The organism is Streptomyces armeniacus (assembly GCF_003355155.1).
In the GTDB taxonomy this organism is placed as follows: Bacteria; Actinomycetota; Actinomycetes; order Streptomycetales; family Streptomycetaceae; genus Streptomyces; species Streptomyces armeniacus.
Genome location: NZ_CP031320.1, coordinates 3,652,194 through 3,676,612 on the forward strand (window position 1 = coordinate 3,652,194; position 24,419 = coordinate 3,676,612).

General features: G+C 71.9%; 20 protein-coding genes. 6 read left to right on the forward strand and 14 right to left on the reverse strand.

From position 1 onward, the window contains the following. Positions 1–59: 59 nt before the first annotated feature. The 3 genes from DVA86_RS15765 to hutU all read right to left on the reverse strand — a co-directional run bounded on the left by DVA86_RS15765 (position 60) and on the right by hutU (position 4,524). Entirely contained in the window at positions 60–1,388 is a 1,329-nt protein-coding gene (locus DVA86_RS15765; protein WP_208884743.1) for a formimidoylglutamate deiminase, read from the reverse strand. An 80-nt stretch (positions 1,389–1,468) separates the two neighbouring features. Continuing rightward, on the reverse strand, positions 1,469–2,743 hold the full coding sequence (locus tag DVA86_RS15770; RefSeq protein WP_208879073.1) for an allantoate amidohydrolase: 1,275 nt from the start codon (positions 2,741–2,743) through the stop codon (positions 1,469–1,471). A gap of 95 nt (positions 2,744–2,838) precedes the next feature. After that, a complete protein-coding gene (gene hutU / locus DVA86_RS15775) occupies positions 2,839–4,524 on the reverse strand; it encodes a urocanate hydratase (RefSeq protein WP_208879074.1) in 1,686 nt (561 codons plus the stop codon). Positions 4,525–4,641: 117 nt separating this feature from the next. Between hutU and DVA86_RS15780 the strand changes: the two genes are divergently transcribed. Continuing rightward, positions 4,642–6,078 carry a type III PLP-dependent enzyme domain-containing protein gene (locus DVA86_RS15780; RefSeq protein ID WP_208879076.1) on the forward strand — a complete coding sequence of 479 codons (1,437 nt, stop codon included), beginning with the start codon at positions 4,642–4,644 and terminating at the stop codon, positions 6,076–6,078. Positions 6,079–6,142: 64 nt separating this feature from the next. Here DVA86_RS15780 and DVA86_RS15785 read toward each other — a convergent pair whose 3' ends face one another. After that, complete coding sequence (locus DVA86_RS15785) at positions 6,143–6,802, reverse strand: hypothetical protein (protein WP_342776360.1); 660 nt, start codon at positions 6,800–6,802, stop codon at positions 6,143–6,145. A gap of 269 nt (positions 6,803–7,071) precedes the next feature. Between DVA86_RS15785 and DVA86_RS15790 the strand changes: the two genes are divergently transcribed. The 3 genes from DVA86_RS15790 (at position 7,072) to DVA86_RS15800 (ending at position 9,731) form a co-directional block, all read left to right on the forward strand. Further along, positions 7,072–8,427 carry an APC family permease gene (locus DVA86_RS15790; protein WP_208879078.1) on the forward strand — a complete coding sequence of 452 codons (1,356 nt, stop codon included), beginning with the start codon at positions 7,072–7,074 and terminating at the stop codon, positions 8,425–8,427. A gap of 63 nt (positions 8,428–8,490) precedes the next feature. Beyond that, positions 8,491–8,895 carry a VOC family protein gene (locus DVA86_RS15795; protein WP_208879079.1) on the forward strand — a complete coding sequence of 135 codons (405 nt, stop codon included), beginning with the start codon at positions 8,491–8,493 and terminating at the stop codon, positions 8,893–8,895. A 125-nt stretch (positions 8,896–9,020) separates the two neighbouring features. Further along, the gene (locus DVA86_RS15800; RefSeq protein WP_208879081.1) at positions 9,021–9,731 is read left to right on the forward strand and encodes a TIGR03086 family metal-binding protein; all 711 of its coding nucleotides are present in this window, start codon (positions 9,021–9,023) and stop codon (positions 9,729–9,731) included. Positions 9,732–9,808: 77 nt separating this feature from the next. Here DVA86_RS15800 and DVA86_RS15805 read toward each other — a convergent pair whose 3' ends face one another. Beyond that, the gene (locus DVA86_RS15805; RefSeq protein ID WP_208879082.1) at positions 9,809–10,654 is read right to left on the reverse strand and encodes a MurR/RpiR family transcriptional regulator; all 846 of its coding nucleotides are present in this window, start codon (positions 10,652–10,654) and stop codon (positions 9,809–9,811) included. Positions 10,655–10,826: 172 nt separating this feature from the next. Between DVA86_RS15805 and DVA86_RS15810 the strand changes: the two genes are divergently transcribed. Then, the gene (locus DVA86_RS15810) at positions 10,827–11,261 is read left to right on the forward strand and encodes a hypothetical protein (RefSeq protein WP_208879084.1); all 435 of its coding nucleotides are present in this window, start codon (positions 10,827–10,829) and stop codon (positions 11,259–11,261) included. Between the two features lie 236 nt (positions 11,262–11,497). Here the strand turns inward: DVA86_RS15810 and DVA86_RS15815 are convergent, their stop codons facing one another. The 4 genes from DVA86_RS15815 to DVA86_RS15830 form a co-directional block, all read right to left on the reverse strand. After that, on the reverse strand, positions 11,498–13,840 hold the full coding sequence (locus DVA86_RS15815; protein ID WP_208879086.1) for a peptidoglycan binding domain-containing protein: 2,343 nt from the start codon (positions 13,838–13,840) through the stop codon (positions 11,498–11,500). Positions 13,841–13,981: 141 nt separating this feature from the next. After that, positions 13,982–14,347, reverse strand: a complete 366-nt coding sequence (locus tag DVA86_RS15820) for a DUF6113 family protein (protein WP_245996626.1) — start codon at positions 14,345–14,347, stop codon at positions 13,982–13,984. Then, the gene (gene mshB, locus DVA86_RS15825) at positions 14,344–15,237 is read right to left on the reverse strand and encodes an N-acetyl-1-D-myo-inositol-2-amino-2-deoxy-alpha-D-glucopyranoside deacetylase (protein WP_208879087.1); all 894 of its coding nucleotides are present in this window, start codon (positions 15,235–15,237) and stop codon (positions 14,344–14,346) included. Before mshB ends, DVA86_RS15820 begins: the two co-directional genes overlap by 4 nt. A 35-nt stretch (positions 15,238–15,272) precedes the next feature. Beyond that, entirely contained in the window at positions 15,273–15,467 is a 195-nt protein-coding gene (locus DVA86_RS15830; RefSeq protein WP_208879089.1) for a hypothetical protein, read from the reverse strand. Between the two features lie 177 nt (positions 15,468–15,644). On the opposite strand from DVA86_RS15830, the gene DVA86_RS15835 reads away from it, so the two are divergent. Further along, on the forward strand, positions 15,645–17,801 hold the full coding sequence (locus DVA86_RS15835) for a S9 family peptidase (protein ID WP_425470839.1): 2,157 nt from the start codon (positions 15,645–15,647) through the stop codon (positions 17,799–17,801). A gap of 105 nt (positions 17,802–17,906) precedes the next feature. Here DVA86_RS15835 and DVA86_RS15840 read toward each other — a convergent pair whose 3' ends face one another. The 5 genes from DVA86_RS15840 to DVA86_RS15860 all read right to left on the reverse strand — a co-directional run bounded on the left by DVA86_RS15840 (position 17,907) and on the right by DVA86_RS15860 (position 24,233). Further along, positions 17,907–19,103 carry an ABC transporter ATP-binding protein gene (locus DVA86_RS15840; RefSeq protein ID WP_208879090.1) on the reverse strand — a complete coding sequence of 399 codons (1,197 nt, stop codon included), beginning with the start codon at positions 19,101–19,103 and terminating at the stop codon, positions 17,907–17,909. 12 nt (positions 19,104–19,115) lie between these two features. Beyond that, entirely contained in the window at positions 19,116–20,180 is a 1,065-nt protein-coding gene (locus DVA86_RS15845; RefSeq protein WP_208879092.1) for an ABC transporter ATP-binding protein, read from the reverse strand. A gap of 11 nt (positions 20,181–20,191) precedes the next feature. Further along, a complete protein-coding gene (locus DVA86_RS15850) occupies positions 20,192–21,169 on the reverse strand; it encodes an ABC transporter permease (RefSeq protein WP_208879094.1) in 978 nt (325 codons plus the stop codon). 116 nt (positions 21,170–21,285) lie between these two features. Beyond that, the gene (locus tag DVA86_RS15855; RefSeq protein WP_208879096.1) at positions 21,286–23,085 is read right to left on the reverse strand and encodes an ABC transporter substrate-binding protein; all 1,800 of its coding nucleotides are present in this window, start codon (positions 23,083–23,085) and stop codon (positions 21,286–21,288) included. 98 nt (positions 23,086–23,183) lie between these two features. Further along, on the reverse strand, positions 23,184–24,233 hold the full coding sequence (locus DVA86_RS15860; RefSeq protein WP_208879098.1) for an ABC transporter permease: 1,050 nt from the start codon (positions 24,231–24,233) through the stop codon (positions 23,184–23,186). Between the last annotated feature and the right edge of the window lie 186 nt (positions 24,234–24,419).

Sequence of the window (24,419 nt, forward strand, 5' to 3'; positions counted from 1 at the left end):
CGCCGAACCAGCCCGTCCGGCGTTTGAGGACGAAGCCGGCCCGTTCCCGGGCCGCACCCTCACTCCCGCACCGCCGCGATCGACGTGCGCAGCGCCTCCGCCACATCGCCGACCACCCCGTGCACCCCGTCCCGTACGACGTACCGGCCGCCGACCACCGTGTGGCGTACGTCCGCGCTGCCCGCCGCGAACACCGCCGCCTCCGTCGCCAGCCGGGGCGGCGGGCCCGCCGTACGGACCGAGTCCAGGGCGACCGTCGTGAAGTCCGCCGGCGCCCCGCGTTCCAGGCGGCCCGCCTCGGGCCAGCCGAGGGCCGCGTGGCCGTGCTCCGTCGCGGTGCGCAGCAGCTGCGCGGCGGTCCAGTGGCCGCGCGTACGGGTGCGCAGGCGCTCGTCGAGTTCGAGCGCGCGGGCCTCTTCCAGCAGGTCGATGACGGCGTGGCTGTCGCTGCCCAACGACAGCGGGCTGCCCGCCCGTTGCAGCGCGACGGCAGGCCCGATGCCGTCGGCCAGGTCGCGTTCGGTGGTGGGGCACATGCACACGCCCGTCGCGGAGCCGCCGAGCAGCGCGATGTCGGCGTCGGTGAGGTGCGTGGCGTGTACGGCGGTCGTACGCGGGCCCGTGACGCCGTGTTCGGCGAGCAGCTGGGTCGGCGTACGGCCGTACGCCTCGCGGCAGGCGTCGTTCTCCGCCGTCTGCTCGGAGAGGTGGACGTGCAGGGGCACCCGCCGCTCCTTCGCCCAGCGGGCCACGGTGCCCAACTGTCCGGCGGGCACGGCGCGTACGGAGTGGACGGCGGCCCCGATGCGGGCGTGGAGGTCGGGACGGAGCGCGTCGACGCGTTCGGCCCAGGCGTCCGCGGTGCCGTCGGAGAAGCGGAGCTGGTGGGTGCCGGGGGCCTTGCCGAAACCGGCGGAGAGATAGCAGGTGTCGAGGAGGGTGATCCGGATTCCGGCCTCGGTGGCGGCCGCGATCAGCGCGTGGCCCATGGCGTTGGGGTCGTCGTAGCGAGTGCCGCCGCGGGCGTGGTGCACGTAGTGGAACTCGCCCACGGCGGTGATCCCCGCGAGCGCCATCTCGGCGTACACGGCGCGCGCGAGCGCGAAGTACGTGTCGGGGGTGAGCCGGGCGGCGACCTGGTACATCACCTCACGCCACGTCCAGAACGTGCCCGAGCCGACCTGGACGGTGCCGCGCAGGGCGCGGTGGAAGGCGTGGCTGTGGGCGTTGGCGAGGCCGGGGACGGTGAGGCCGCGCAGCGGCACGTCGGACGCGGCGGGCGCGTGCACGCCCGTGCGTACGGCGGTGATCCGGCCGGCGGCCACGTCCAGGGCGACGCCGGGCTCGACGGTCCCGTTCAGCCAGGCGTACTCGGCCCAGTAGGTCACGTCGGGCCCGGGACCGCCCGGATCGGGACTGTCCGGTCCGGGACCGCCGGGAGCGGGATCGTCCGGCACGGATCCGTCCGTCACTGCTGGCACGCCAGTCCCTCCAGCACGTCGGCGAGCGCGGTCACCCCGGCCACGCAGTCGTCCTCCTCGGCGAACTCCGCCGGCGAGTGCGAGACCCCCGTCGGGTTGCGTACGTACAGCATGGCCGTCGGCACCGCCGCGGACAGGATTCCCGCGTCGTGTCCCGCGCCCGTCGGCAGGACCGGTACGCCCTCCCCCAGCCGTTCCGCGATCCGGTCCCGCAGCCCGTGCGCGAACTCGACCACCGGTGTGAACGACTCCCGGCTGACCAGCACCTCGACGCCGTCCCGTGCCCCGCGTTCCGCCGCGGCCTTCTCGATCTCCGCGACGACCGCCGCCAGCGTCTCCTCGTCGGCAGCGCGCGAGTCGAGCCAGCCGCGTACGAGCGAGGGGATGGCGTTGACGCCGTTCGGTTCGACGGCGACCTTGCCGAAGGTGGCGAGGGCGCCCGCGAGCCGGGCCTTCTTGCGGGCGGCCAGCACCGTGTTGGCGTACGTGAGCATCGGGTCACGGCGGTCGTCGATACGGGTGGTGCCCGCGTGGTTGGCCTCGCCGTGGAAGTCGAACCGCCAGCGCCCGTGCGGCCAGATGGCCGAGGCCACGCCGACCGGGTGCGCGGTGTCCGCGAGCGCGCGGCCCTGCTCGACGTGGAGTTCGACGAACGCGCCGATGCCCGCGAGCCGTTCGGGGTCGGGGCCGATGGCCTCCGGGTCGTACCCGGCGCCCTCCATCGCCTGCCGCAGCGAGACGCCGTCGCCGTCGCGCAGCGCGTGCGCCTGCTCCACGCCGAGCTGCCCGGCCGTCAGCCGGGAGCCGACGCAGGCGAGGCCGAACCGGGCGCCCTCCTCGTCGCCGAAGTTGACGACGGCGAGGGGCTTGGCGGGCCGGGCTCCGCGCGCGCGGAGCTCGTCCAAGGCGGCGAAGGCGGAGACGACGCCGAGGGGGCCGTCGAACGCACCACCGTCCGGTACGGAGTCCAGATGCGAGCCGGTGACCACGGCGTCCCCCACCGCACCCGCGCCCGTACGCGCACCCCGATCCGCGCCCGTACGCGCGCCCGGATCCGCCTCCGTACGCGCGCCGGCACCCGTACGGGGCTCGCCGAGCCATGCCCACTGGTTGCCGTTCCGGTCCAGTTCGTACGTCAGCCCGCGCGCCTCCGCCTGTGCCGTGAACCAGGCGCGGCAGTCGGCGTCGGCGGCGGTCCAGGCGTAGCGGCGGTAGCCGCCGCTGTGGGAGTCCCGTCCGAGCGCGGCCAGTTCGCGCCACATCTCCTGGAACGACGGCGGCCTGCCCGTACCCCCGGAGGCCGTACCCCCGGGAGCCGTGCCCCCGAGAGCCGTGCCCCCGGAGGCACCGGCACCCGTCACGCCGTGCCCCCCGACTCGCGCATCGGCACCCGTACGCCGCGCTCCGCCGCGATCTCCTCGGCCCGCTCGTATCCGGCGTCGACGTGCCGGATGACGCCCATGCCCGGGTCGTTCGTCAGCACCCGGCGCAGCTTCTCGCCCGCCTGCTGCGTGCCGTCCGCGACCGTCACCTGGCCCGCGTGCAGGGAGCGTCCCATGCCCACGCCGCCGCCGTGGTGGACGGAGACCCAGGAGGCGCCGGAGGCGACGTTCACCATGGCGTTGAGCAGCGGCCAGTCGGCGATCGCGTCGGAGCCGTCCCGCATGGCCTCCGTCTCGCGGTACGGGGAGGCGACGGAGCCGCAGTCGAGGTGGTCGCGGCCGAGGACGAGCGGGGCGGCGAGTTCACCGGAGGCGACCATGTCGTTGAAGCGTTCGCCGGCCTTCGCGCGCTCGCCGTAGCCGAGCCAGCAGATGCGGGCGGGGAGGCCCTGGAAGTGCACGCGCTCCCCGGCGAGCTTCAGCCAGCGGGCCAGCGAGGCGTTCTCCGGGAAGAGTTCGAGCAGCGCGCGGTCGGTCGCCGCGATGTCCTTCGGGTCGCCGGACAGTGCCGCCCACCGGAACGGGCCCTTGCCCTCGCAGAACAGCGGCCGGATGTACGCGGGGACGAAGCCCGGGAAGTCGAAAGCCCGCGCGTAGCCGCCCGTCCTGGCCTCGCCGCGGATCGAGTTGCCGTAGTCGAAGACCTCGGCGCCCGCGTCCATGAAGCCCACCATCGCCTCGACGTGCCGGGCCATGGACTCCTGTGCGCGCGCTGTGAAGTCGGCGGGCTTCGCGGCGGCGTACGCGGCCATCTCGTCGAACTCGACGCCCAGTGGCAGATACGCGAGCGGGTCGTGCGCCGACGTCTGGTCGGTCACGATGTCGACGGGCGCGCCCCGCGCGAGCAGCCGCGGCAGCACCTCCGCGGCGTTGCCGAGCACGCCGACGGACAGCGGGCGGCGCGCGTTCCGCGCCTCCTCCGTCAGCCGCAGTGCCTCGTCGAGGGAGTCGGCGTGAACGTCGAGGTAACCGTGCTCCCTGCGGCGCTCGATTCGCGAGGGGTCGCACTCGACGCAGAGGGCGACGCCGCCGTTCATGGTGACGGCGAGCGGCTGCGCGCCGCCCATGCCGCCGAGCCCGGCGGTGAGGGTGAGCGTCCCGGCGAGGGTGCCGTCCGCCGTGCGGCCCTCGCGCGTGAGCTTGGCGGCGACGGCGGCGAACGTCTCGTACGTGCCCTGGAGGATGCCCTGCGTGCCGATGTAGATCCACGAACCGGCGGTCATCTGCCCGTACATGGTGAGGCCGAGGGCGTCGAGGCGGCGGAACTCCTCCCAGTTCGCCCAGTCGCCGACCAGGTTGGAGTTGGCGAGGAGCACCCGCGGCGCCCACTCGTGGGTCTGCATGACGCCGACCGGGCGGCCGGACTGGACGAGCATCGTCTCGTCGTCCCGGAGCGTCTCCAGGGTGCGCACCATGGCGTCGAACGAGCCCCAGTCGCGGGCGGCCTTCCCGGTGCCGCCGTAGACGACGAGCTGGTCCGGGTGCTCGGCGACCTCCGGGTCCAGGTTGTTCTGGAGCATCCGGAGGGCGGCCTCCTGCTGCCACCCCCGTGCACTGAGCCGGGTGCCGCGCGGTGCGCGTACCGGTCGGGGTCCTGACATGGCCCTGCCTCCCGTCGACGGAAACGTCAGCGTTCTATTCATACACCCTACGGAGTGAATATTTTCAGTCAACAACCACGCTGGGATTCGGCACCGGCATCGTGCTTGTGTGGCTGCATGGACCACGCACATCCCGCCGCATCCGCCGCATCCGCAGCTCCCGAGGCGCCCGCCACCGCGCACGCCGGCGCCCTGGCCGCCCGCCGGGACCGGGCCGTACGCGCCGCCGTCGCCCAGGGCCTGGTGGACGACGCCCGGCAGCCCGTCGCCGCGCTCCTGGACGTGGCGTCCGTACGGGAGTCGGCCGCCGCCCTCCGTACGGCTTTCGCCGCCGTGACCGCCGACGGCCAGGACGTCCTGCACACCTTCGCCGTCAAGGCCGCCGCCCTCGTGCCCGTACTGCGGCTGCTGACCGACTGCGGCATCGGCGCCGAGGTGGCCAGCCCCGGCGAACTGGCGCTGGCCCGCGCCGCAGGCGTGAGCCCCGCCCGTACGGTCCTCGACAGCCCCGCCAAGACCGGCGCCGAGCTCTCCGAGGCGCTCGCACTCGGCATCGCCGTCAACGCCGACAACCCCCAGGAGCTGTCGCGCCTCGACGCGCTCCGCCCCTCCCCCGCCGCGCGGCTCGGGCTGCGCGTCAACCCGCAGCTGGGCGGCGGCGCCATCGACGCGATGAGCACGGCGACCGCCACCTCCAAGTTCGGCGTCGCGCTGCGCGACGAGGGCGCGCGCGACTGGGTCGTACGCGCCTACCGCGAGCGCCCCTGGCTGACCCGGCTGCACTGCCACGTCGGCTCGCAAGGCATGGCGCTGGACGCGATGGCGGCGGGCGTACGGGCCACGTACGAGCTGGCCGAGGAGATCAACGCCGCCGCCGGGCGCCGGCAGATCGACACCCTCGACATCGGCGGCGGCCTCCCGGTGAACTTCGCCTCCGACGAGACCTCGCCCACCTTCGACGCGTACGCCCGTCACCTGGCCCGTACGGTGCCGGGGCTGTTCGACGGGCGGTACGCGCTGGTCACCGAGTTCGGGCGGGCGCTGCTCGCCCGCGCGGGCACGGTGCTGGCACGCGTCGAGTACGCCAAGTCGGCCGGCGGGCGCGCGATCGCGGTGACGCACGCGGGCGCGCAGGTCGCGGTCCGTACGGTCTTCGCGCCTGACGCGTGGCCGCTGCGCGTGCGGGCGTACGACGCGCAGGGGCGGCCGAAGGACGCACCGGCCGTACGGCAGGACATCGCGGGCCCGTGCTGCTTCGCGGGCGACCTGGTGGCGCGCGACCGCGAGCTGCCGCTGCTGGCGGCGGGGGACCACGCGGCGCTGCTGGACACGGGCGCGTACTACTTCTCCAACCCGTTCGGCTACAACTCGCTGCCCCGGCCGGGGGTTTACGGCTTCACGTGCGACGACGCCCCTCGGGAGAGGGAGAGCGCGAACGGGCAGGACGGCGGTGCGGCGGCGGCCGCGGTGCGGTTCCTCCCCGTACGCGAGCCGCAGACCCTCGACGACATCGTGGCCGAATCGGGCGGTGCGCGGCGCGACGCGCTGCTCTGACGGGCGGCGGGCCCGCCCAGTGCCCGCTGCCCGGCGGCCCCGCCGCCCCGCCCGCCGGTTCCGCTCAGGAGCCGGCGGTGCCCGTCCCGGCCGTGCTCCCCGTGCTCCCCGTGCTCCCCGTGCCGGTGCGCGCCGCGCGCGCGGTGCCCGCTTTGGCCACCGTGCCGCCCTTCGCCGTACGGCCGCGTGCCCGCGCCCGCTTGCCGCCGCCCTCCGCGGCGTCACCGGCCAGCGGCCCGGTGGTCATCCAGCCGCGCACCTCCTTGCGCGCCGGACTGCGGCCGTCCACCCACTCGGGGCGCACCCACAGCAGCTGCTCGTTGCGCAGCTCCCAGCGCCCGAGCCAGACGGACTTCGCCCACAGTCCGGCGCCCGCTCCGGCCAGTACGGCGCCGCCCGCGGCCGGGACGGCCACGGACGACGCGACCGCCGCCAGGAAGCCCAGGCCCAGCCACCAGCGGTGCGCCCGCCGCCACTCCCGTACGGTCACCGCGCGGTCCCGCAGCACCGCCCACTTCCCGGCGGTGGTCAGCGCGCCCAGCAGACCGCGGCAGCGCCGGCGGCGTACGGCGAACGCGGCCGCCGCGGCGCACAGGAACAGCACCGCCCCCAGCAGCACCCCGATCCGCCGCCCGGACCAGCCGGGCACCGCCAGACCGACGCCCGCGGCCAGCACCCCGGTCCACCACCAGGCACCCGCGGCCGCCCGCAGATACACCGCCACCCGCGCCAACGCATACGACCCGCGCCCCACTGCACGCTCCCCTCTCCGTCTGTCTCCGTCTGTCCGTGCTTCTTCGCTTCTTCGTCCTGCTTCGTGTGCTTCCGTACGACCACGTCGTACGGAGTCGCCTTCTGTCCTCCCCGTCCCGGCGCAGCAGGGTAGTGAACGCGGATGAGAATTGCCTGAGTCCCCCCACGGCGGCCGGTCTCCACCCCCGCGCACGTGACGCGCAGGGGTGGAGACCGGCCGCCGTGGGAACGCGTCCTCGCATGCCGAATCCACCGCAAGCAGAAGCCGCGGCCGCCGACGAGCCGGCCACCCCTCTGAAGCGCGCCATCGGTCCCCGGCTGCTGATCCTGTTCGTCATCGGCGACATCCTCGGCACCGGCATCTACGCCACCACGGGCAACGTCGCGGGCAAGGTCGGCGGCGCGCTGTGGCTGCCGTTCGCGATCAGCTTCGTGGTCGCGCTGCTCACCGCCGCGTCGTACGTCGAACTGGTCGGCAAGTACCCGCGTGCGGCGGGCGCCGCGCTCTACACCCAGAAGGCGTTCCGGGTGCCGTTCCTGACGTTCATCATCGCGTTCATGGTGATGTGCTCGGGGCTGGCCTCGGCGAGCGCGGCGGCGCGCGCGTTCGGCGGGGACTACCTCCAGGAGTTCGTGGACATCCCGCCCACGCTCGTCGCCGTCCTGTTCGTCCTCGCGCTCGCCGCGCTCACGCTGCGCGGCGTCTCGGAGTCCGTACGGACGAACGTGGTGCTGACCGTCGTCGAGGTCACCGGCCTGCTGGTGATCCTGGGCATCGGCGCCTACGCGGTGCTGACCGGCGACGGCGAACCGGCCCGGCTCACCGAGGTCGACACCGGCGGCACCGGGCACGCGCTGGTCAGCGGCGTACTGGGGGCGACGGCGCTGGCGTTCTTCGCGTACGTCGGCTTCGAGGACTCCGTCAACATGGCCGAGGAGACGAAGAACCCCGCGCGCACCTTCCCGCGCGCCATCTTCATCGGCGTGACCGTCACCGGCACCGTCTACATCCTGGTGGCGCTGGTCTCCTCGCTGCTGGTGCCGCCCGGCACGCTGGAGTCCTCGTCGGGGCCGCTGCTGGAGGTCGTGAAGGCGGGCGGCGTGGACTTCCCGCCCAGGCTCTTCGCGCTCATCGCGCTGTTCGCCGTCTCCAACTCCGCCCTCATCAACATCATGATGGCGTCCCGGCTCGTCTACGGCATGGCCAACGAGCGGGTGCTGCCGCCCGGCATGGGGCGCATCCTGCCGCACCGGCGCACACCGGTCGCGGGCATCCTCTTCGTCTCGCTGATCGCCGTCGGGCTGGTGTCGACGGGAGAGATCGGCGGTCTCGGGGACACCACCTCGTTCCTGCTGCTGTGCGTCTTCTTCGTGGTCAACGTCGCGGTGCTGGTGCTGCGCCGGGACACGGTGGAGCACGCGCACTTCCGTACGCCCACCGCGCTGCCGGTGCTGGGCGCCGTCACGTCGCTGATCCTGGCCAGCCCGCTCGCGGACCGGGACACGGAGGTCTACGTACGGGCGGGAGTGCTGCTGGCGATCGGCGTCGGCCTGTGGGTGGTGAACAAGCTCGCGCTGGCGGCCGCGGACCGATGAGTTTTCACCGACGCCACGGTCAGTACCGGTGAAGGCACCGACCGCACGGCAGAAGGAGTGGCCATGTCCCCGCACAAGAACCCCCACCTCGGCGGCATCGTCCTGGGCAGCACCGACCCCGAACGGCTCTGGGAGTGGTACCGCACGGCGTTCGCGCCCGGGGCCGCGAAGGACGGCGAGATGCTGGGACTCGAGCTGGGCGGCACGTATCTGATCTTCGAGAGCCGCGACGACGTCGCCGCGAAGGCCGCCGAGCCCGGACGCATCCTCGTCAACTTCGAGGTGGCCGACATCCGCGCCTCCGAGAAGCACCTCGACGAGACGTTGAGCGTGCACTGGATCCGCCCCGTCACCGACATGGACGGCGAGGTCTTCCTCGCCACCGTCGAGGACCCGGACGGCAACTACATCCAGCTCTACCAGGAGCAGGAGCCGAAGCAGGACCCGTCCGCCGGCGCCGGGGCGTAGGGAGGGCCGGCCATGCCGACCAGCGACCGCCCCGCGTACCACCGCCGCCGGAGCCGGTACCGGGGCTTACTGACCGGCCCGCCCCGCGGGCAGGGAGGGCCGCCGGGAGCCGCGGCCGCGCCCGGATGAGCGGGCCGGAGGAGACCGAGAGCACCGCGCTGCTGGAGAGGGCGATCGGCTACGCCCTCTGCAGCGTGCGCACCGTCACCCCCGGGCTGCTGACGCGGGCCACGCCCTGCCGGGGCTGGGACCTGCACAGGCTGCTGCGGCACACGAACGACTCCCTCGCCGCCCTGCACGAGGGCATCGACGCCGGGTCCGTGGACCTGGCGCCCGCGGAGGAGCCGTACGGCGATCCGGCCGAGGCGTTCCGTACGCGCGCCTCGCGCCTGCTCGGCACGTGGTCGGCGCTCCACGCGCCGGGCCCGGACGGCGACTGCGCCGGAGAGCGGCTCGTCGCCGTCGGGGACTGGCCGCTGACGGCTGCCATCGTCGCCCGTACGGGTGCGCTCGAGATCGCGGTGCACGGCTGGGACATCGCCCAGGCGACCGGGCTGCCCCGGCCGATACCGCCGGCGCTGGCGACCGAACTGCTGCGTACGGCGCGGCATCTGGTGCCGGAGCCGCGCTACCGGCAGCCGCTGTTCGCGCTGCCGGTCGAGGCACCGCCGTACGCCGATCCGAGCGACCGGCTGGTGGCCTTCCTCGGCCGCGATCCGGCGGCGCCGCACGGCCGCGCCGGCGGCAACGGCAGCGCCCACGGCGGGACGGGCGGGCCGGGCACGGGCCCAGGCACCGGGGGCTCCGGCTCCGGCTCCGGCTCCGGCGGCACGTAGCGGTCCGGGCGCGGCCCTCGCGCCCGGACCACCCCCGCCCGCGCGCTCCGGCCCCGCCCTCCGCCCCCGAACCGTCCTCACTCCACGAACAGCGCCCGCTCCGCCGCCCGCGCGTCGAAGTCCTCCAGTCGCGCCTGCGCGTCCGGCAGCCCGTCGCACATCGCCTCCAGCAGCACCCGTGCCAGCAGCATCGGCGCGCACGCCGTGTCGAACGCCAGCCCCCTGCCCACGGCCGCCGGCAGCAGCACGTCCGCCGGATGCGCCACCGGTGCGAACGCGCTGTCCGCCACCGTCACGACCCGCAGCCCCGCGCCCCGCGCGTGGTCCAGCGCGGCCACGGTCTCGCGCGGGTAGCGGGGCAGCGCGAAGCACAGCAGCGCGGTCGCCCCGGCCCGTACGGCGGCGTCGACACGGTCGCCGAGCATCGAGCCGCCCTCGTCGAGGAGCCGTACGTCGGGGTGCACCTTGGCGGCGAAGTACGCGAAGCCTCGCGCCTGGGCGGAGGCGGCGCGCAGCCCCAGTACGGGCAGGGCGGGCGAGGCGGCGAGCAGCCGTCCGGCGCGTTCCACGGGAGTGGGGTCGGCAAGCAGCGCGGCAAGGTCGCGGAGGTTGTCGATCTCGGCGAGGACGGCCTGCTGGTACTCGTTGCCCGGCTCGGCGCCGCCGCCCGCCTCCTGGGCCGCCGCCTCGGCGGGCATGTCCCGCAGGTGCCGGCGCAGCGCCGGGTAGCCGTCGAAGCCGAGCGCCACGGCGAACCGGGTCACGGACGGCTGGCTCACCCCGGCCAGCTCCGCCAGCTCCACGCTGGACAGGAACGGCGCGTCGGACGCGCGCCGCACCATGCAGTGGGCGATGCGCCGCTGCGCGGGCGTCAGCCGGTGCCCCTCGAACAGCTGCAGCAACCGCCCGCTCGCGCCGGTCATGGCGCCACCACCGTCCCGTCGTTCGCCCCGCCCGTACCGTCACCACGGAATCTTTCACCGCGCTCCGACTCTGCATGACGCTATACAGACGGGGCAACCCGGTGCCGCCGCCCGCAGCGATAGGGGGGTTAACTCCACTGTCCGCCCCGCCCCGCGTTCGTATCGTGGTCGCATGGATACTCGCGACCCGGAGTTGAAGAAGGACCTCGACGCGACCTTGCAGACACGCAAGGAGCTCGGGACTGAGTACGAGTCGGAGCTGGTCGAGTCCTTCCTCGAGAAGCTCGACCAGTCGGTCGACCGGCGCGTCCGGCGGCAGCTCGCGGAGCAGCAGATGGTCGTCGCGCGGGGCGTCAACCCCCGCCCCCAGCAGCGGACGCAGGCGCAGTCCGGGTTCTCGGACGGGATCGGCGCGCGTCTCGGGCTGGCCGTGGCCTCGCTCGTCCTGGCCATCCCGCTGTCCGCGATCGCGGCGGTCAACGCCGGCAACACGGGGCTGCTGGTGTGCTGGGGCTCGATCGTCGCCGTCAACGCGCTCCAGGCGAGCCGCTCGTGGTTCGACACCGGCGACCGCCGGGAGCGGAAGCAGACGAGCGACTGGGACTGAGCACGCGGCCGCGGCACCGGCCGCAGCCCCGCCCCCTGTCCCTGTCCCCTATACACATCCCCTATCCCGTACGCCGTCTTCGGCCTGGAAACAAAAAACACCGCGGTGTACCCTCTGCGGCCGCTGGTGTTTGAAGTGACCTCGCACCCCGAGCCATGACACCCAGGCCTGCGTCGGCACGGCCAGTGGTGTATAAGAGCCAGCCGCCCCAGCGAGTAGCCCCGCCCCCGGCGGGGCTACTCGCTGCGGGCGCCGTCCACTTCCGCCACCCGCTTCTGCGGCTCCTCCGGAGCCGTCTTGCGGAGGGCCATGAGCATCGCCGCCGCCGCGTGCTTCGGGGTCATCTTGACCGTCCCCGCGCCGCCTTCGATGACCACATTGTCGAACGCCGTCCCGTACGTCTCCTGCAGCGCCTCAGGGTCTATCACCGGCTGGAGCGAGTCGCCCCCCGGCTGCATCGTCAGGAACTTGCCGATCGTCTTCTCGCTGAACGGCACTTCCTCGTCACCGGCCTTCAGCCACACCCAGCCCGACATCGCGGTCTTGCCGAAGCCGTTGACGGCGGCCTGGATCTCCTTCTCGCCGATCTTCGGCTGCTGCGTGCTGACGGGCAGACTGATCGGCGTGTTCTTGCCGGTGGCGGCGCGTTCGCGGTACGCGTCCTCGATCGCCGCCGACGCCTTGACCACGTCAACGCCCTTGTGCGGCTTGCCCGGCACGCCGACGGCCTTGCCGTTGGTGAACTTGACCATGCCGTCCTCGGGCTGCCCGCCGCCCGTCTCGGTGGAGATGGCGGTCAGCTCCGCTTCGAGCTTCTCCTGGTCGACCTCGACCGCCGCGTCGGCCTCGCGGCTGCCGCCGAGGAGGGAGCCGATGACGGAGACGGGGTTGTAGTCGCGGCCCGCGGCGTTCCGTACGGTCGCCTCGGTGTCGATGGTCAGCCCGGCCACACTCGGCTTGAGCTGGCTCTTCTTGCCTTCGGCGACCACCGTCAGCGGCGCGGTGCCGCGGTCGCCGAGCGCCTTGTCCAGCGCGTCGACGGCCGCCTGCCGCTCCTTGCCGCCGATGTCGACGCCGAGGACGGTGGTGCCGTTCGGGACGTCGGCGTGGTCGAGGAGCAGACCGGCGCCGTACGCGAGGCCCAGCACGCCGACCAGGCCCACTCCGACGAGCACCAGCTTGGACCGCCCCTTGGCGGCGGGCCGTTCGTCGTCGCGGTCACCTCGGTCGCCGCGGTCCCGGACGTCGCCGGTGCCCGCGGGCGGTGCGGCAGGGCCGGACGGGCCCGCGGAGAAGCCGCCACCCTCGGAGGAGGGCAGCCGGGGGATGCCGCTCACGAGCGTGTCGCTGGCGATGCGTTCGCCGTCACCGCCCTGACCGCCCGGGCCACTCGGGCCACTCGGGCCACCCAGACCACCGGCGCCGCCGGGACCACCCGGGCCGCCCTCACCGGCGTCGGGCACGCCCGGCGCGCCCTGCGGCCCCGGCCCCGAGCCCTGCGTGTAGAGCGAGGACACCGGCCCCTCGGGGCCGAACGCCGAGTGCCCGGTGCCGAGTCCGAGAGTCGAGCTGGCGGGCGGCTCCCCGTCCGGCGCGCCCGGAGCGCCCGGGGGCGGACCGCCCGGCGGCGGGCCGAGCGGCATGTCGCCGTTCGCCGGGCCGGTGGTCGGGCCGACGGGCCGGGGCGGCCCCATCGTGCCGGAGGGCTGGCCGGGCGGCGGGACCGCGCCGGGCACGCCCGGCACGGGGCCGGTGGGCGGGCCGCCCTGCGTGCCGTCCGCCAGATCGGAGATGGCGCTGTACGGGATGCCCGCGGATGTGTCCTCGCCGCCGGGCCCGACGGCGGGGAAGCCGTCGGGCGGGGTGTCGGGGTGATCCTGGTACGGGTGCTGGTACGGGTCGAGGTGCTGCTGCTCGTCGTGGGGCTCGCGGCCCGCGGGCGCGTCCGTGAAGTACGGCAGGTCCGTACGGCCACCGGCTCCAGGTACGCCGGGCGTGCCGCCCGTGTCCGGGCCGGGGTCGGGCTCCGGCTTCGGCGCCTTGCGCGGCGCGAACCAGTCGCTCGTCCCCTTGCTGAACTCGCCGCCGGAACCACCGGCTCCACCGGAACTGCCCGACCCTCCGGAACCACCGGCTCCGCCGGACCCGCCCGGACCGCCGGAACCCCCGCCGTCCTGCGCGCCGTCGGAACCGCCGCCCGACATCGAAGCCGCGGCCCCGGCCGCGCCCGCGCCCGCGGTCGCCGCCGCGCCGTCCGCGCCCGGAGCGCCGGGGCGCTCCTCGGCGGAGCCGCCCTCGCCTACGGGCGTACGCATCACGACGGGTGGAATCGGCCGGGATCCGGGGATGTTGATGCGGATCCGGGTGGTCAGCGTCGTCTCGGTCTTCGGCTCACCCTTGCCGCCCTTGCCGGACTTGCCCGGCTTGTCGGAACGGGCCTCGGGATCCGGCCCCGTGGCCGCCTGGTCCGCCGGCCCCGAGGGCACGTCAGCGGAGCCGTACGGCTCGGTGCCCGGGGGGTACGCGGGACCGCCGCGCCCGTTGGGCCCGGAGGACGAACTGTCAGTTTCACGGCTCAAAGCAGGTTCTCCCGGTTGGATTCGCCGCCGTCATGATTGTCCGAAAGCGGCTCGCCGGCGCGCACCACCATACTTGGGGCCGCCGACACCGGCCCGTGGACCACTGAATCGCCACATCAGCGGGTGCGCCGGCCGATGGTCTCAGCGGCCCTTGTCCGCTGGCACCGGCACCGCGGGCAGAGCGAGCGTGGCACAGATCACAGCGATGAGCATCCCGCCGAACAGGAAGACATACGACCCGAGTCCGGTACCGAACACGAAGTCGCCCTCCGGCCGCGGCATGGTCATCAGCACCACCGCCACCAGCCAGCCGGCCGCCGGAACGGCAGCGCCCGCCTTGCCCCGGGTCAGCTGCGCGCCGCCCCAGAACAGCCCGGCGGCACCGGCGAGCGCCAACGGCACGCCCCCCGCGGCCCATCCGGCCTGTACGAGCGCGCCCGCGGCGCCGGTCAGCAGGCCGAGGACGGCCAGCGCGACGTAGACGGGAACGCGGTGCCGGGCGGTCACGACGCCGCCGCCCAGGCGAAGAGGTCGCCGGCGGGGGCACCTTCGGGTGCGGGTTCACCCGCGAGACGGTAGTGCTCCGCACCGAAGAGCGGCTGCCCCAGATCATTCGAAAGTGCGAAAAAAGCGCCCTCCACGGCGATCTGGGACACATGTGCCCGCATTGCCGCGGCCTTGGCCGCGGCGAAGCGTTCGCCGCCGTCCACGATCACCGCGACCTCCGTGTCGTTCACCACACCCGGAATGTCCGCGGTGTCCACGATGCCGGGGAACGGGAGATCCGCGCCCAACTCCCTGAGCGCGGCGAGTCCCTCGTCCACCGCGGAGCGCGCCACGCAGTTCCAGTACGTGCGCGCGACCGCGTGCGGGGCGCCTGCCTCCGGGCGGTGGCCGGGATCGGCGGCGAGCTCCGCGGCCCGCATGGCGACGCGGTGGGCCTGGATGTGGTCGGGGTGGCCGTAGCCGCCGTCCGGGTCGTATGTGACCAGCACCTGCGGCCGTACTTCGCGGACCACCTCGGCGAGCGGCGCGGCCGCCTCGTCCACGGGTGCCTGCCAGAAGCAGCCCGGGTGCGCGTTCTGCGGGGCGCCCATCATGCCGGAGTCGCGGTAGCGCCCGGGGCCGCCCAGGAAGCGGTGGTCCGTGACGCCCAGCTCCCGCATCGCGGCGGCCAGTTCGCCGACGCGGTGCGGGCCGAGGGCATCCTCGCGGTCCGGCGCGAGATGCGCCAGCTCCGCGGGGATCACCTCGCCCTCCTCGCCGAGCGTGCACGTCACCAGGGTGACGAGGGCGCCCTCGGCCGCGTACTTGGCCATGGTGGCGCCGTTGTTGATCGACTCGTCGTCCGGGTGCGCGTGCACGAACAGCAGACGGCGGTCGGGGACATCGGTCATGCCCCGACCTTACGACGGCTCCGCGCCCGCGGGCGTCAGAAGCTGATGTCCTCGATCATGTTCGCGACGTTCGTCGACAGGTCCTCGATGGACGGGGCGAACGACGTGCTCGCGAGGTAGAAGCCCAGCAGCACGCACACGAGGGCGTGCCCTCCCTTGAGGCCCGACTTCTTGACAAGCAGGAAGACGATGATCGCCAGCAGCACCACCGCCGAAATCGAAAGCGCCACGGCGGTCCACCTCCTGTCACTCGCGGTCGAAAAGGAACTCCGGATGCTTCATACCCCGGGACCCACCATGCGCAACGGATCATAACTATCCGTGCTTCAGCATGACTTGGAGCATGGAGGCAGAGGAGGGGCGCATATTCGATTCAAGCCAGTCGGCGACCCTCTACGCTCGGCCACATGGCTATGACCTTCCCGCGGCAGTACGCGCGCACCAACCGGTTCACCCTCGGCGCCCCCCGTGCCTTCACCGTGGCCCCCGACGGCGGCCGCGTCGTCTTCCTGCGGTCACACAACGGCACTGACCGGGCGAACGGGCTGTGGGTGCGCGAGCTGCCGGACGGCAAGGAGTTCCCGGCGGCCGATCCCGGCGTGCTCCTCGAGGGCGCGGAGGAGGAGTTGCCCCCGGAGGAAAGGGCGCGGCGGGAGCGCAGCCGGGAGGGATCGGCCGGGATCGTCGCATATGCCACGGACAATGCCGTGGAGCTCGCCGCCTTCGCCCTGTCCGGCCGCCTGTTCGCCGCGGAGCTGCGCGCCGGCACCGCGCGCGAACTCCCCGCCGCGGGCGCCGTCGTGGACCCGCGCCCGTCCCCCGACGGCCGCCGCGTCGCGTACGTCACGGGCGGGGAACTGCGTACGGTCGCCTCCGACGGGAGCGCGGAGCAGGCCCTCGCGACACCCGAGTCGGACACGGTGACGTACGGCCTGGCGGAGTTCATCGCGGCCGAGGAGATGGGCCGGCACCGCGGCTACTGGTGGTCTCCGGACAGCGAACGGCTGCTGGTGGCCCGCTCCGACGACGCGCCCGTCACCCGCTGGTGGATCTCCGATCCCGCCAATCCCGACCGCGAGCCCACCGAGATCGCCTATCCGGCTGCCGGCACGGCGAACGCCGAGGTCACGCTGCATCTCCTGGACGTGGACGGCGGGGGCCGGCTGGAGGTCACCTGGGACCGCGTGCGGTATCCGTACCTCGCCCGCGTCCACTGGTCCGCGTACGGTCCGCCGCTGCTCCTCGTGCAGGCCAGGGACCAGCGCAGCCAACTGTGCCTGACCGTCGACCCGGCGACGGGAGCCACTTCGCCGCTGCACGCGGAGGACGACCAGGTTTGGCTAGAACTCTTCGCTGGGGTTCCGGCCTGGACGCCGGACGGACGGCTGGTTCGCATCGAGGACGAGGCCGGCGCGCGTGTGCTGATGGCCGGCGACCGGCTGCTGACCTCCGCGGCGCTGCACGTGCGCGCGGTGCTGGACATCGGCGAGGAGGACATCCTGTTCTCCGCCTCGCCGGGCGGTGACACCGGCCGCGCCGACCCGGGCGACATCGGGGTGTACCGCGCCTCGTTCCGCGGCAGCGGCGACAAGGGCGGCTGGGAGCGGCTGGCCACGGACGGCGTGCCGCACGTGGCGTCGGCCGTACGCGGCGGGGACACGGTCGTGCTCTCCTCCGCCTCCCTGGACCGTCCCGGCTCCCTGGTCAGCGTGCTGCGCCTGGCGGAGGACGGGCAGACGGAGCCGCTGGGGACGATCGCGTCGTACGCCGAGGAGCCCGTGATCGGCGCGGCGCCCCGGCTGCTCCACGTCGGCAAGCGCGAGATCCCGGCGGCCGTCCTGCTGCCCACGGGCCACCGGGAAGGGGACGGCCCGCTGCCGGTGCTGATGGACCCGTACGGCGGCCCGCACGGCCAGCGCGTGGTGGCGGCGCACAACGCGCACCTCACCTCGCAGTGGTTCGCCGACCAGGGCTTCGCGGTGCTCGTCGTGGACGGCCGCGGCACCCCCGGGTACTCGCCCGGCTGGGAGAAGGCCATCTCGCGCGATCTCGCGGCGGTCAACCTCACCGACCAGATCGACGCCCTGCACGCGCTTGCGGAGACGTACCCGCTGGACCTGTCCCGCGTCGGCATCCGCGGCTGGTCGTACGGCGGCCTGCTGGCGGGGCTGGCCGTGCTGCGCCGCCCCGACGTGTTCCACGCGGGCGTCGTGGGCGCTCCCGTGACGGACCAGCGGCTCTACGACACGCACTACACCGAGCGCTATCTGGGCACGCCGCAGGACGACCCGGAGGCGTACGCCGCCAACTCCCTGATCACGGACCGGGGTCTGTCCGGCGCCGCCGACGAGTACCGCCCGATGATGCTCATCCACGGCCTCGCCGACGACAACGTGGTGGTCGCCCACACCCTGCGGCTGTCCTCCGCGCTGCTGGCCGCCGGGCGGCCGCACGAGGTGCTGCCGCTGTCCGGTGTGACGCACATGACGCCGCAGGAGGAGGTCGCGGAGAATCTGCTGCTGCTCCAGGTGGCGTTCCTGAAGCGGTCGCTGGGCGTGGTGTAGGCGGTACGGGCGGCGGGCTTACGGGCCGTTGGACACCCGCGAGCCCGTACGCGGCACACGCGCGTACGGGCTCACCGGCCCAGGCCCGTGGCCTGGGCGCCCCGTTCAGTCGTCCTTGTCGGCCTTCTCAGCCTTGTCGGCCTTGTCGGTCTTGCCGCCCTTCGCGGCCTTCTCCGTCTCCGCGTCGTGCGCACCCTCCAGCGAGGCCAGCGCCTCGTCGAGGATGACGTCCTTGCCGCGGCTGACGATGGTGCCCTCCTCCGGGAAGTGGCAGGCCGTGAGATGGCCGCTCGCGTTGCCGCCGATCTGGACCAGCGGCGGCACGTCGCTCGCGCACTTGTCCTGCGCCTTCCAGCAGCGCGTGCGGAACCGGCAGCCGGAGGGCGGGTTGACCGGCGAGGGCACGTCGCCGGCGAGCCGGATGCGCTCGCGCCCGGCGTTGTCCGCCACGTCCTCGTCGAGCGACGCCTCCGGTACGGCGGACAGCAGCGCGTGCGTGTACGGGTGCCGCGGCCGCGTGTAGATGTCCTCGCGGTCGCCCACCTCGACGATCTTCCCGAGGTACATCACCGCGACCCGCTGCGAGAAGTGCCGTACGACGGCCAGGTCGTGCGCGATGAAGAGGAACGCGATCCCCATGTTCCGCTGCACTTCCTGCAGCAGGTTGACGACCTGCGCCTGGATCGACACGTCCAGGGCGGACACCGGCTCGTCCGCGATGATCAGCTTCGGCTCGAGCGCGAGGGCCCGTGCCACGCCGATGCGCTGCCGCTGGCCGCCGGAGAACTCGTGCGGAAAGCGGTTGTAGTGCTCAGGGTTGAGCCCGACGGTCTCCAGCAGCTCGCGGATCTTCTTCTCGCGCCCGCCGGGCGGGTTGATGCCGTTGACCTCCATCGGCCCGCCGACGATCGTGCCGACGGTCTGCCGCGGATTGAGCGACGAGTACGGGTCCTGGAAGATCATCTGGATCTCGGACCTGATCGGCGCCAGCTCACGCCGCTTGGCGTGGGTGATGTCCTGCCCGCGGTACGTGATCTTCCCGCCGGTCGGCTCCAGCAGCCGGGTGAGCAGCCGCCCGGTGGTCGACTTGCCGCAGCCGGACTCCCCCACCAGCCCGAAGCTCTCGCCCGCGTGCACGTTGAGGTCGATCCCGTCGACGGCCTGTACGGCGCCGACGGTCCGCTTGATGGGGAAGCCGCCCTTGATCGGGAAGTGCTTGGTCAGTCCCTCGGCCTCCATCAGAGGCTCGCCGGTGCGCGGCGCGGCGCTCTCCGACTTGGTCAGGGTGAGTTCGTCACTCATGTCTCGTTCTCCCTAGCCCAGCCGGGGCTTGATCTGCTCGACGAAGAAGGTCCGCTTCTGCTCGGCCGTCAGGTGACAGGCCGCTCCCCGTCCGGCGGGCAGTTCCGGACGTTCGCTCTTGCAGGAGTGCTCGCCGGACACCTTGTCGACGAAGTCGCAGCGCGGGTGGAAGGGGCAGCCGGGCGGCGGGTTCAGCAGGCTGGGCGGCGTGCCCTCGATCGGCTGCAGTTCCTCGTCCACGTTCGAGGAGATCCTCGGCATGGAGCTCAGCAGGCCCCAGGTGTACGGGTGCTGGGGCGCCGTGAGGACCTCCCGGGTGGTGCCGCGCTCGACGGCGCGGCCCGCGTACATCACCAGGATGTCGTCGGAGACGTTCGCGATCACGCCCAGGTCGTGCGTGATGAAGACGATCGCCGAACCGAACTCCTGCTGCAGGTCCTTGAGCAGGTCGAGGATCTGCGCCTGCACGGTCACGTCGAGCGCGGTGGTCGGCTCGTCCGCGATGAGCAGGTCGGGGTTGCAGACGAGCGCCATGGCGATCATGGCGCGCTGCCGCATGCCGCCGCTGAACTGGTGCGGGTAGTCGTTGACGCGCAGCTTCGGGTTCGGGATGCCGACCTTCTCCAGCATCTCGATCGCCCGCAGGTGCGCTTCGCGCTTGGAGGCGCCCATGTGCTTGCGGTACGGCTCCCCGATCTGGCGGCCGATCGTGTAGAAGGGCGACAGGGCCGTCAGCGGGTCCTGGAAGATCATCGCCATCTTGTTGCCGCGGAGCCGCTCCAGCGTCTTCTCGCGCGCGCCGGTGAGCTCCTCACCGTCGAGCAGGATCTCCCCGGTGATCTCCGTGCGCTCCGGGTTGTGCAGCCCGAGCACGGTCATGTTGGTCACGGACTTGCCGGAGCCCGACTCGCCGACGATGCCGAGGGTGCTGCCGCGCTCGAGGTCGAACGAGAGCCCGTCCACCGCCTTGACGATGCCGTCCTCGGTGGAGAACCGGACGTGCAGGTCGCGTACCGACAGGAAGGCGTCCGACCCGGTCGGGGACGGTGCGTCCTCGGTCTTGGTGATTGTGGTCACGGGTCGATCTCCTAGGACAGCCGCACACGCGGATCGATGAAGGCGTACAAGGCGTCCACGACGATGTTGCAGATCAGGATGAAGGCGGCACCGACCAGCATCACGCCCATCGTCATCGGCAGGTCCTTGTCGATGACGGAGTCCACCGCGAGCCGGCCCAGGCCGGCGAGGCTGAAGGTGAACTCGGTGACGACGGCGCCGCTGAGCAGCGAGCCGAGGTCGACGCCGATGATCGTGACGATGGGGATCAGGGAGCCGCGCCAGGCGTAGCGGAAGAAGACGTACTTCCGTGACATGCCCTTGGCCTTGGCCGTGCGGACATGGTCTTCCTGCAGCTGCTCGATCATCGTCGACCGGGACATACGTGTGTAGTTCGCGGTGAAGATGAGCGACATCACGAACCAGGGAATGAGCAGGCCGGACGCCCAGGCGACGGGATTCTCGGAGATCGGCTCGTACTTCGGCGCGGTGAGCCAGCCGGTGTTGTAGACGAGCAGTCCCAGCACGATCGGGCCCAGGAAGTAGATCTGCATGGAGCTGAAGACCAGGGAGGCGGAGCTGACCGTCTTGTCGATCAGCGTGCCCTTCTTGCGCGCGGCGATCATGCCGAGGCTGATGCCGACGGTCAGGAAGATGAGCAGGCCGCCGACGGTCAGCGAAACGGTGAGCGGGAGACGGTCCATGATGGTGTCCCAGATGTTCCGCTCACTGTCGAACGAGACGCCGAAGCAGGGTGCGTCGCAGTGTCCGACGGCGAAGTCACGGCCGGCGACGATTCCCTTCATGAATTCCCAGTACTGCATGGGAACGGGATCGTTGAGCCCCATCTGCTCGCGAATGACCTTGAGGTTGCCCTCGGTGCAGTTGCGGCCGCACGAGAGCATCGCCGGGTCCTGCGGAATGGCGAAGAACAAGAAGAACGTGAATGCGCTGATCAGGATCAGGATGACGATTGCGCCGAGCAACCGGCGACTCAGATATTTCAACATAGGGGTTCGCTGCTCTCAGCACGGCTGCTTCGACGGGAGAGGACGGTGGCTCCGAACCGGCCCCGGAGGTGCGCGCCGTCCGGCGCGCACCTCCGGGGAACCCGGCAATGAACCGCTTACTTCTTCAGGAACAGGCGCGTGACGTCGATGTAGCTCCGCTCCGTGCTGTACCTGGCACCGCCGATGTTCGAACCGTAGATCTGCAGCTGCTTCGTGTAGTACAGCGGAGCGGCCGGGTTGACCTTCTCCACGATGTACTTGTGCAGCTTCGTCCACTCCGGTGTCGCCTTCGCCGGGTCCTGGATCTTCAGGATGCGGTCGATCTCGGCGTTCACGTGCTTGTCGTTGATGTGCGAGTAGTTCGAGGCACCGTCCGCGATCTGGTCACCGTCGTACGACGGCGGGATCACGGTCGACGGAGTCGGGAAGTCCTGGCCCCAGCCCGTCATGTAGAGGTCGAAGCCGTTCTTGACCTTGCCCATCTGCTCGTACCAGGTGGCCTGGTCGACGTCCTTCTTCTGGATGTCGAAGCCGATGTCCTCGAGGGCCTTGGTGATGATCTCGGCCTGCTTCTGGCGCTGCGGGACGTTGGCGTACGCGTAGACGAGCTTGGTGCCCTCCTTCACGCCCGCTTCCTTGAGCAGCTCCTTCGCCTTCTCCTTGTCCCCGTTCGGCTTCTTGAGCTTGCCGTACGGGTCGTAGCCCTTCTCGTAGCCCGGCAGGGTCGGCGCGAGCAGACCGCCGGCGGGCTCACCCGCGTACGTGCCGCCGTCCGGAACCAGGATCTGCTTGTTCGGCAGGGCGTACGTGATCGCGTCGCGGACACGCTTGTCCTTGATGCGGTCCATGTTCATGTTCAGCTGCCACACGTAGGGCTGGTAGCCCTTGATGGTGCGGTTGTCGGCCTCGGTGATGACCTTCTTCACCTTGCTCGAGTCCACCGAACCGCTGAACTGCGTGGCGTTCTTGCCCTCACCGCGGTCGGAGAGGATGCGCTCGGTCTGGTCGGCGCGGCTGTGGTTGAACGTGATGTGCCAGCCGTCCGGGTACTGGTGCCGCTTCGGGTCCGTCTTCGGGTCCCACTGGTCGTTCCGCACCAGCTTCAGCACCTTGCCGGGGTTGAACTCGGAGATCTTGTACGGACCGAGGGCGACGAGGCCCTTGCCCTGGTCGTACTTCTCCTTGGTGTCGTCGTCCTTCGGCACGATGGAGTAGCCGGCCATCGCGAGCGCCTGCGGCGCGTCGGGCTGCGACTCCTTGAAGTGGAAGACGACCGTCTTGTCGTCCGGCGTCTCCAGGACGCTGTCGGGCAGGTGCTTGCCCTTGTACGGACCGTCCGGGAGCGCCTTGCGGTACGAGGCGCCGCTGCCGGAGAGCCACTGCTGGATGTACAGCGGTCCGTCGGTGATGACCTCGGAGTACAGCCGCTCGATGGTGTGCCGGACGTCCGCGGAGGTGATCTCGTCGCCCTCCTGGTCCTTCACGCCGTCCTTGAGCGTGTACGTCCAGGTCTTGCCGCCGTCGGACTTCTTGCCCGCGTCGGTGGCGAGGTCGCCGACGACGCTGGTCTTGCCGTTGCCGTCTTCCTTGAACGTGGTCAGGCCGCGGTGGATGAGTCCGGCGAGCTGGCCGGCGTCGCTGACGTAGATCTCGCCCGGGTCCAGGTGGGAGAAGTCGTCCTCCTGGTAGGACCGGATCGTGCCGCCCTTCTTGGCTCCCTTGACCTCCTCGGCCGGGCCCTTCGAGGCCGCGGCGTCCAGGTACTCGACGGCCTGCGACTGGGACTTCGCGTCCTTCTGCGAGTTGGACTTGTCCTTGCCGCCGCTGCTGCCGTCACTGCAGCCGGCGAGCACCAGCGAGCCGGCCGCGAGGGCGATGACTGCCCCGCGCGCTCTGTGCGATCGAATGGAGTTCATGATGGGGAATGCACCTGCCTGTCAGTTGGGATCCGTCTGCTGCCCTGTAGCCCTCCGGTGACCCGGCGCAGGGGTGGCAGCCCCCCTCGGGTGGACGATCAACGTCCGGACTTGGGGTCGAAGGCGTCCCGCACGGAGTCGCCGAGAAGGTTGAAGGCCACAACGAAGATCACCATGGCCACACCGGGGAAGAACATGTACGTCGGGTCGTCCTCGTAGATCGTTCCGGCGATCGCGAACATCCGGCCCCAGTCGGGGGTCGGCTCCACGTAGCCGACGCCGATGAACGACAGGAACGCCACGCTCAGGATCGCGCCCGGCAGCATGTACGTGCCCTGCACCAGGACCGGCGTGAAGATGTTCGGCAGCAGCTCCTTGCGGATGATCCGCCAGGGCGAGGCGCCGGTGACCTTCGCGGCCTCGACGAACTCGCGCTCCCGCAGCGTGAGCACCTGGCTGCGGACGAGGCGCGCCATGCCCATCCAGCCGAGGAACCAGAGCACCGTGATCATCGCGATGGCCCGCAGATAAGTGGGCGTCTCCTCCGCCGGGTCGACGAAGACCGCGGTCACGATCGGCATCGTCGCGATGAAGAACAGCTGGCTCGGGAAGGACATCAGGAAGTCGGTGACGCGGCCGAGCCAGTAGTCGACCTTGCCGCCGAAGTAGCCGCCGACGAGGCCGATGAGGACACCGGTGATGACCATCAGGATGGTCACGACGACGGCGGTGAACAGCGAGGTCCGGATGCCGTAGATGAGCTGCATGAACACGTCGCGGCCCAGCTCGGGCTCGATCCCGAACCAGTGGTCCCCGGACATGCCGCCGTTCGGGGCGATCGGGAACCCGAAGTCGTCCAGCAGGGCGTTGTCCTGGCCGTACAGGGTGTACGGGTCCTTGCCGTAGATCTTGGAAATCAGCGGTGCCGCGGCCGCGACCACGAAGAAGAAAAGCACTACACAAGCTGAGATCACGCCGGTACGGTCGCGCTTGAAGCGCAGCCACATCAGCTGGCCGGGGGACCGGCCGACGAGCGCGCCGGGCTTGCCGGGCTTCTCCGGCTTCCCTTTCGGCTCTGTACTCAGGCTCTCCGTGTCGGGACCTGGGGTATCGGCCCCGGCCTTCACAGCCTGGGATGGATTCGTCATCGCGTTTGTGCCCCCGCGCTCGTGGTGCTCGCCGGACCCGTTCAGATGGCACCGGGGTGTGCCGTGGGTTGAGCGGACTTTTGCAAGTGAATAAGTACGCAGTCAAGGGGTGTTGGCCCCGGTGCCGAGACCTGACACGCATCTTGAGCGAAGATTTTGCAGATTGAGGTGCCAGCGTGCTTGACA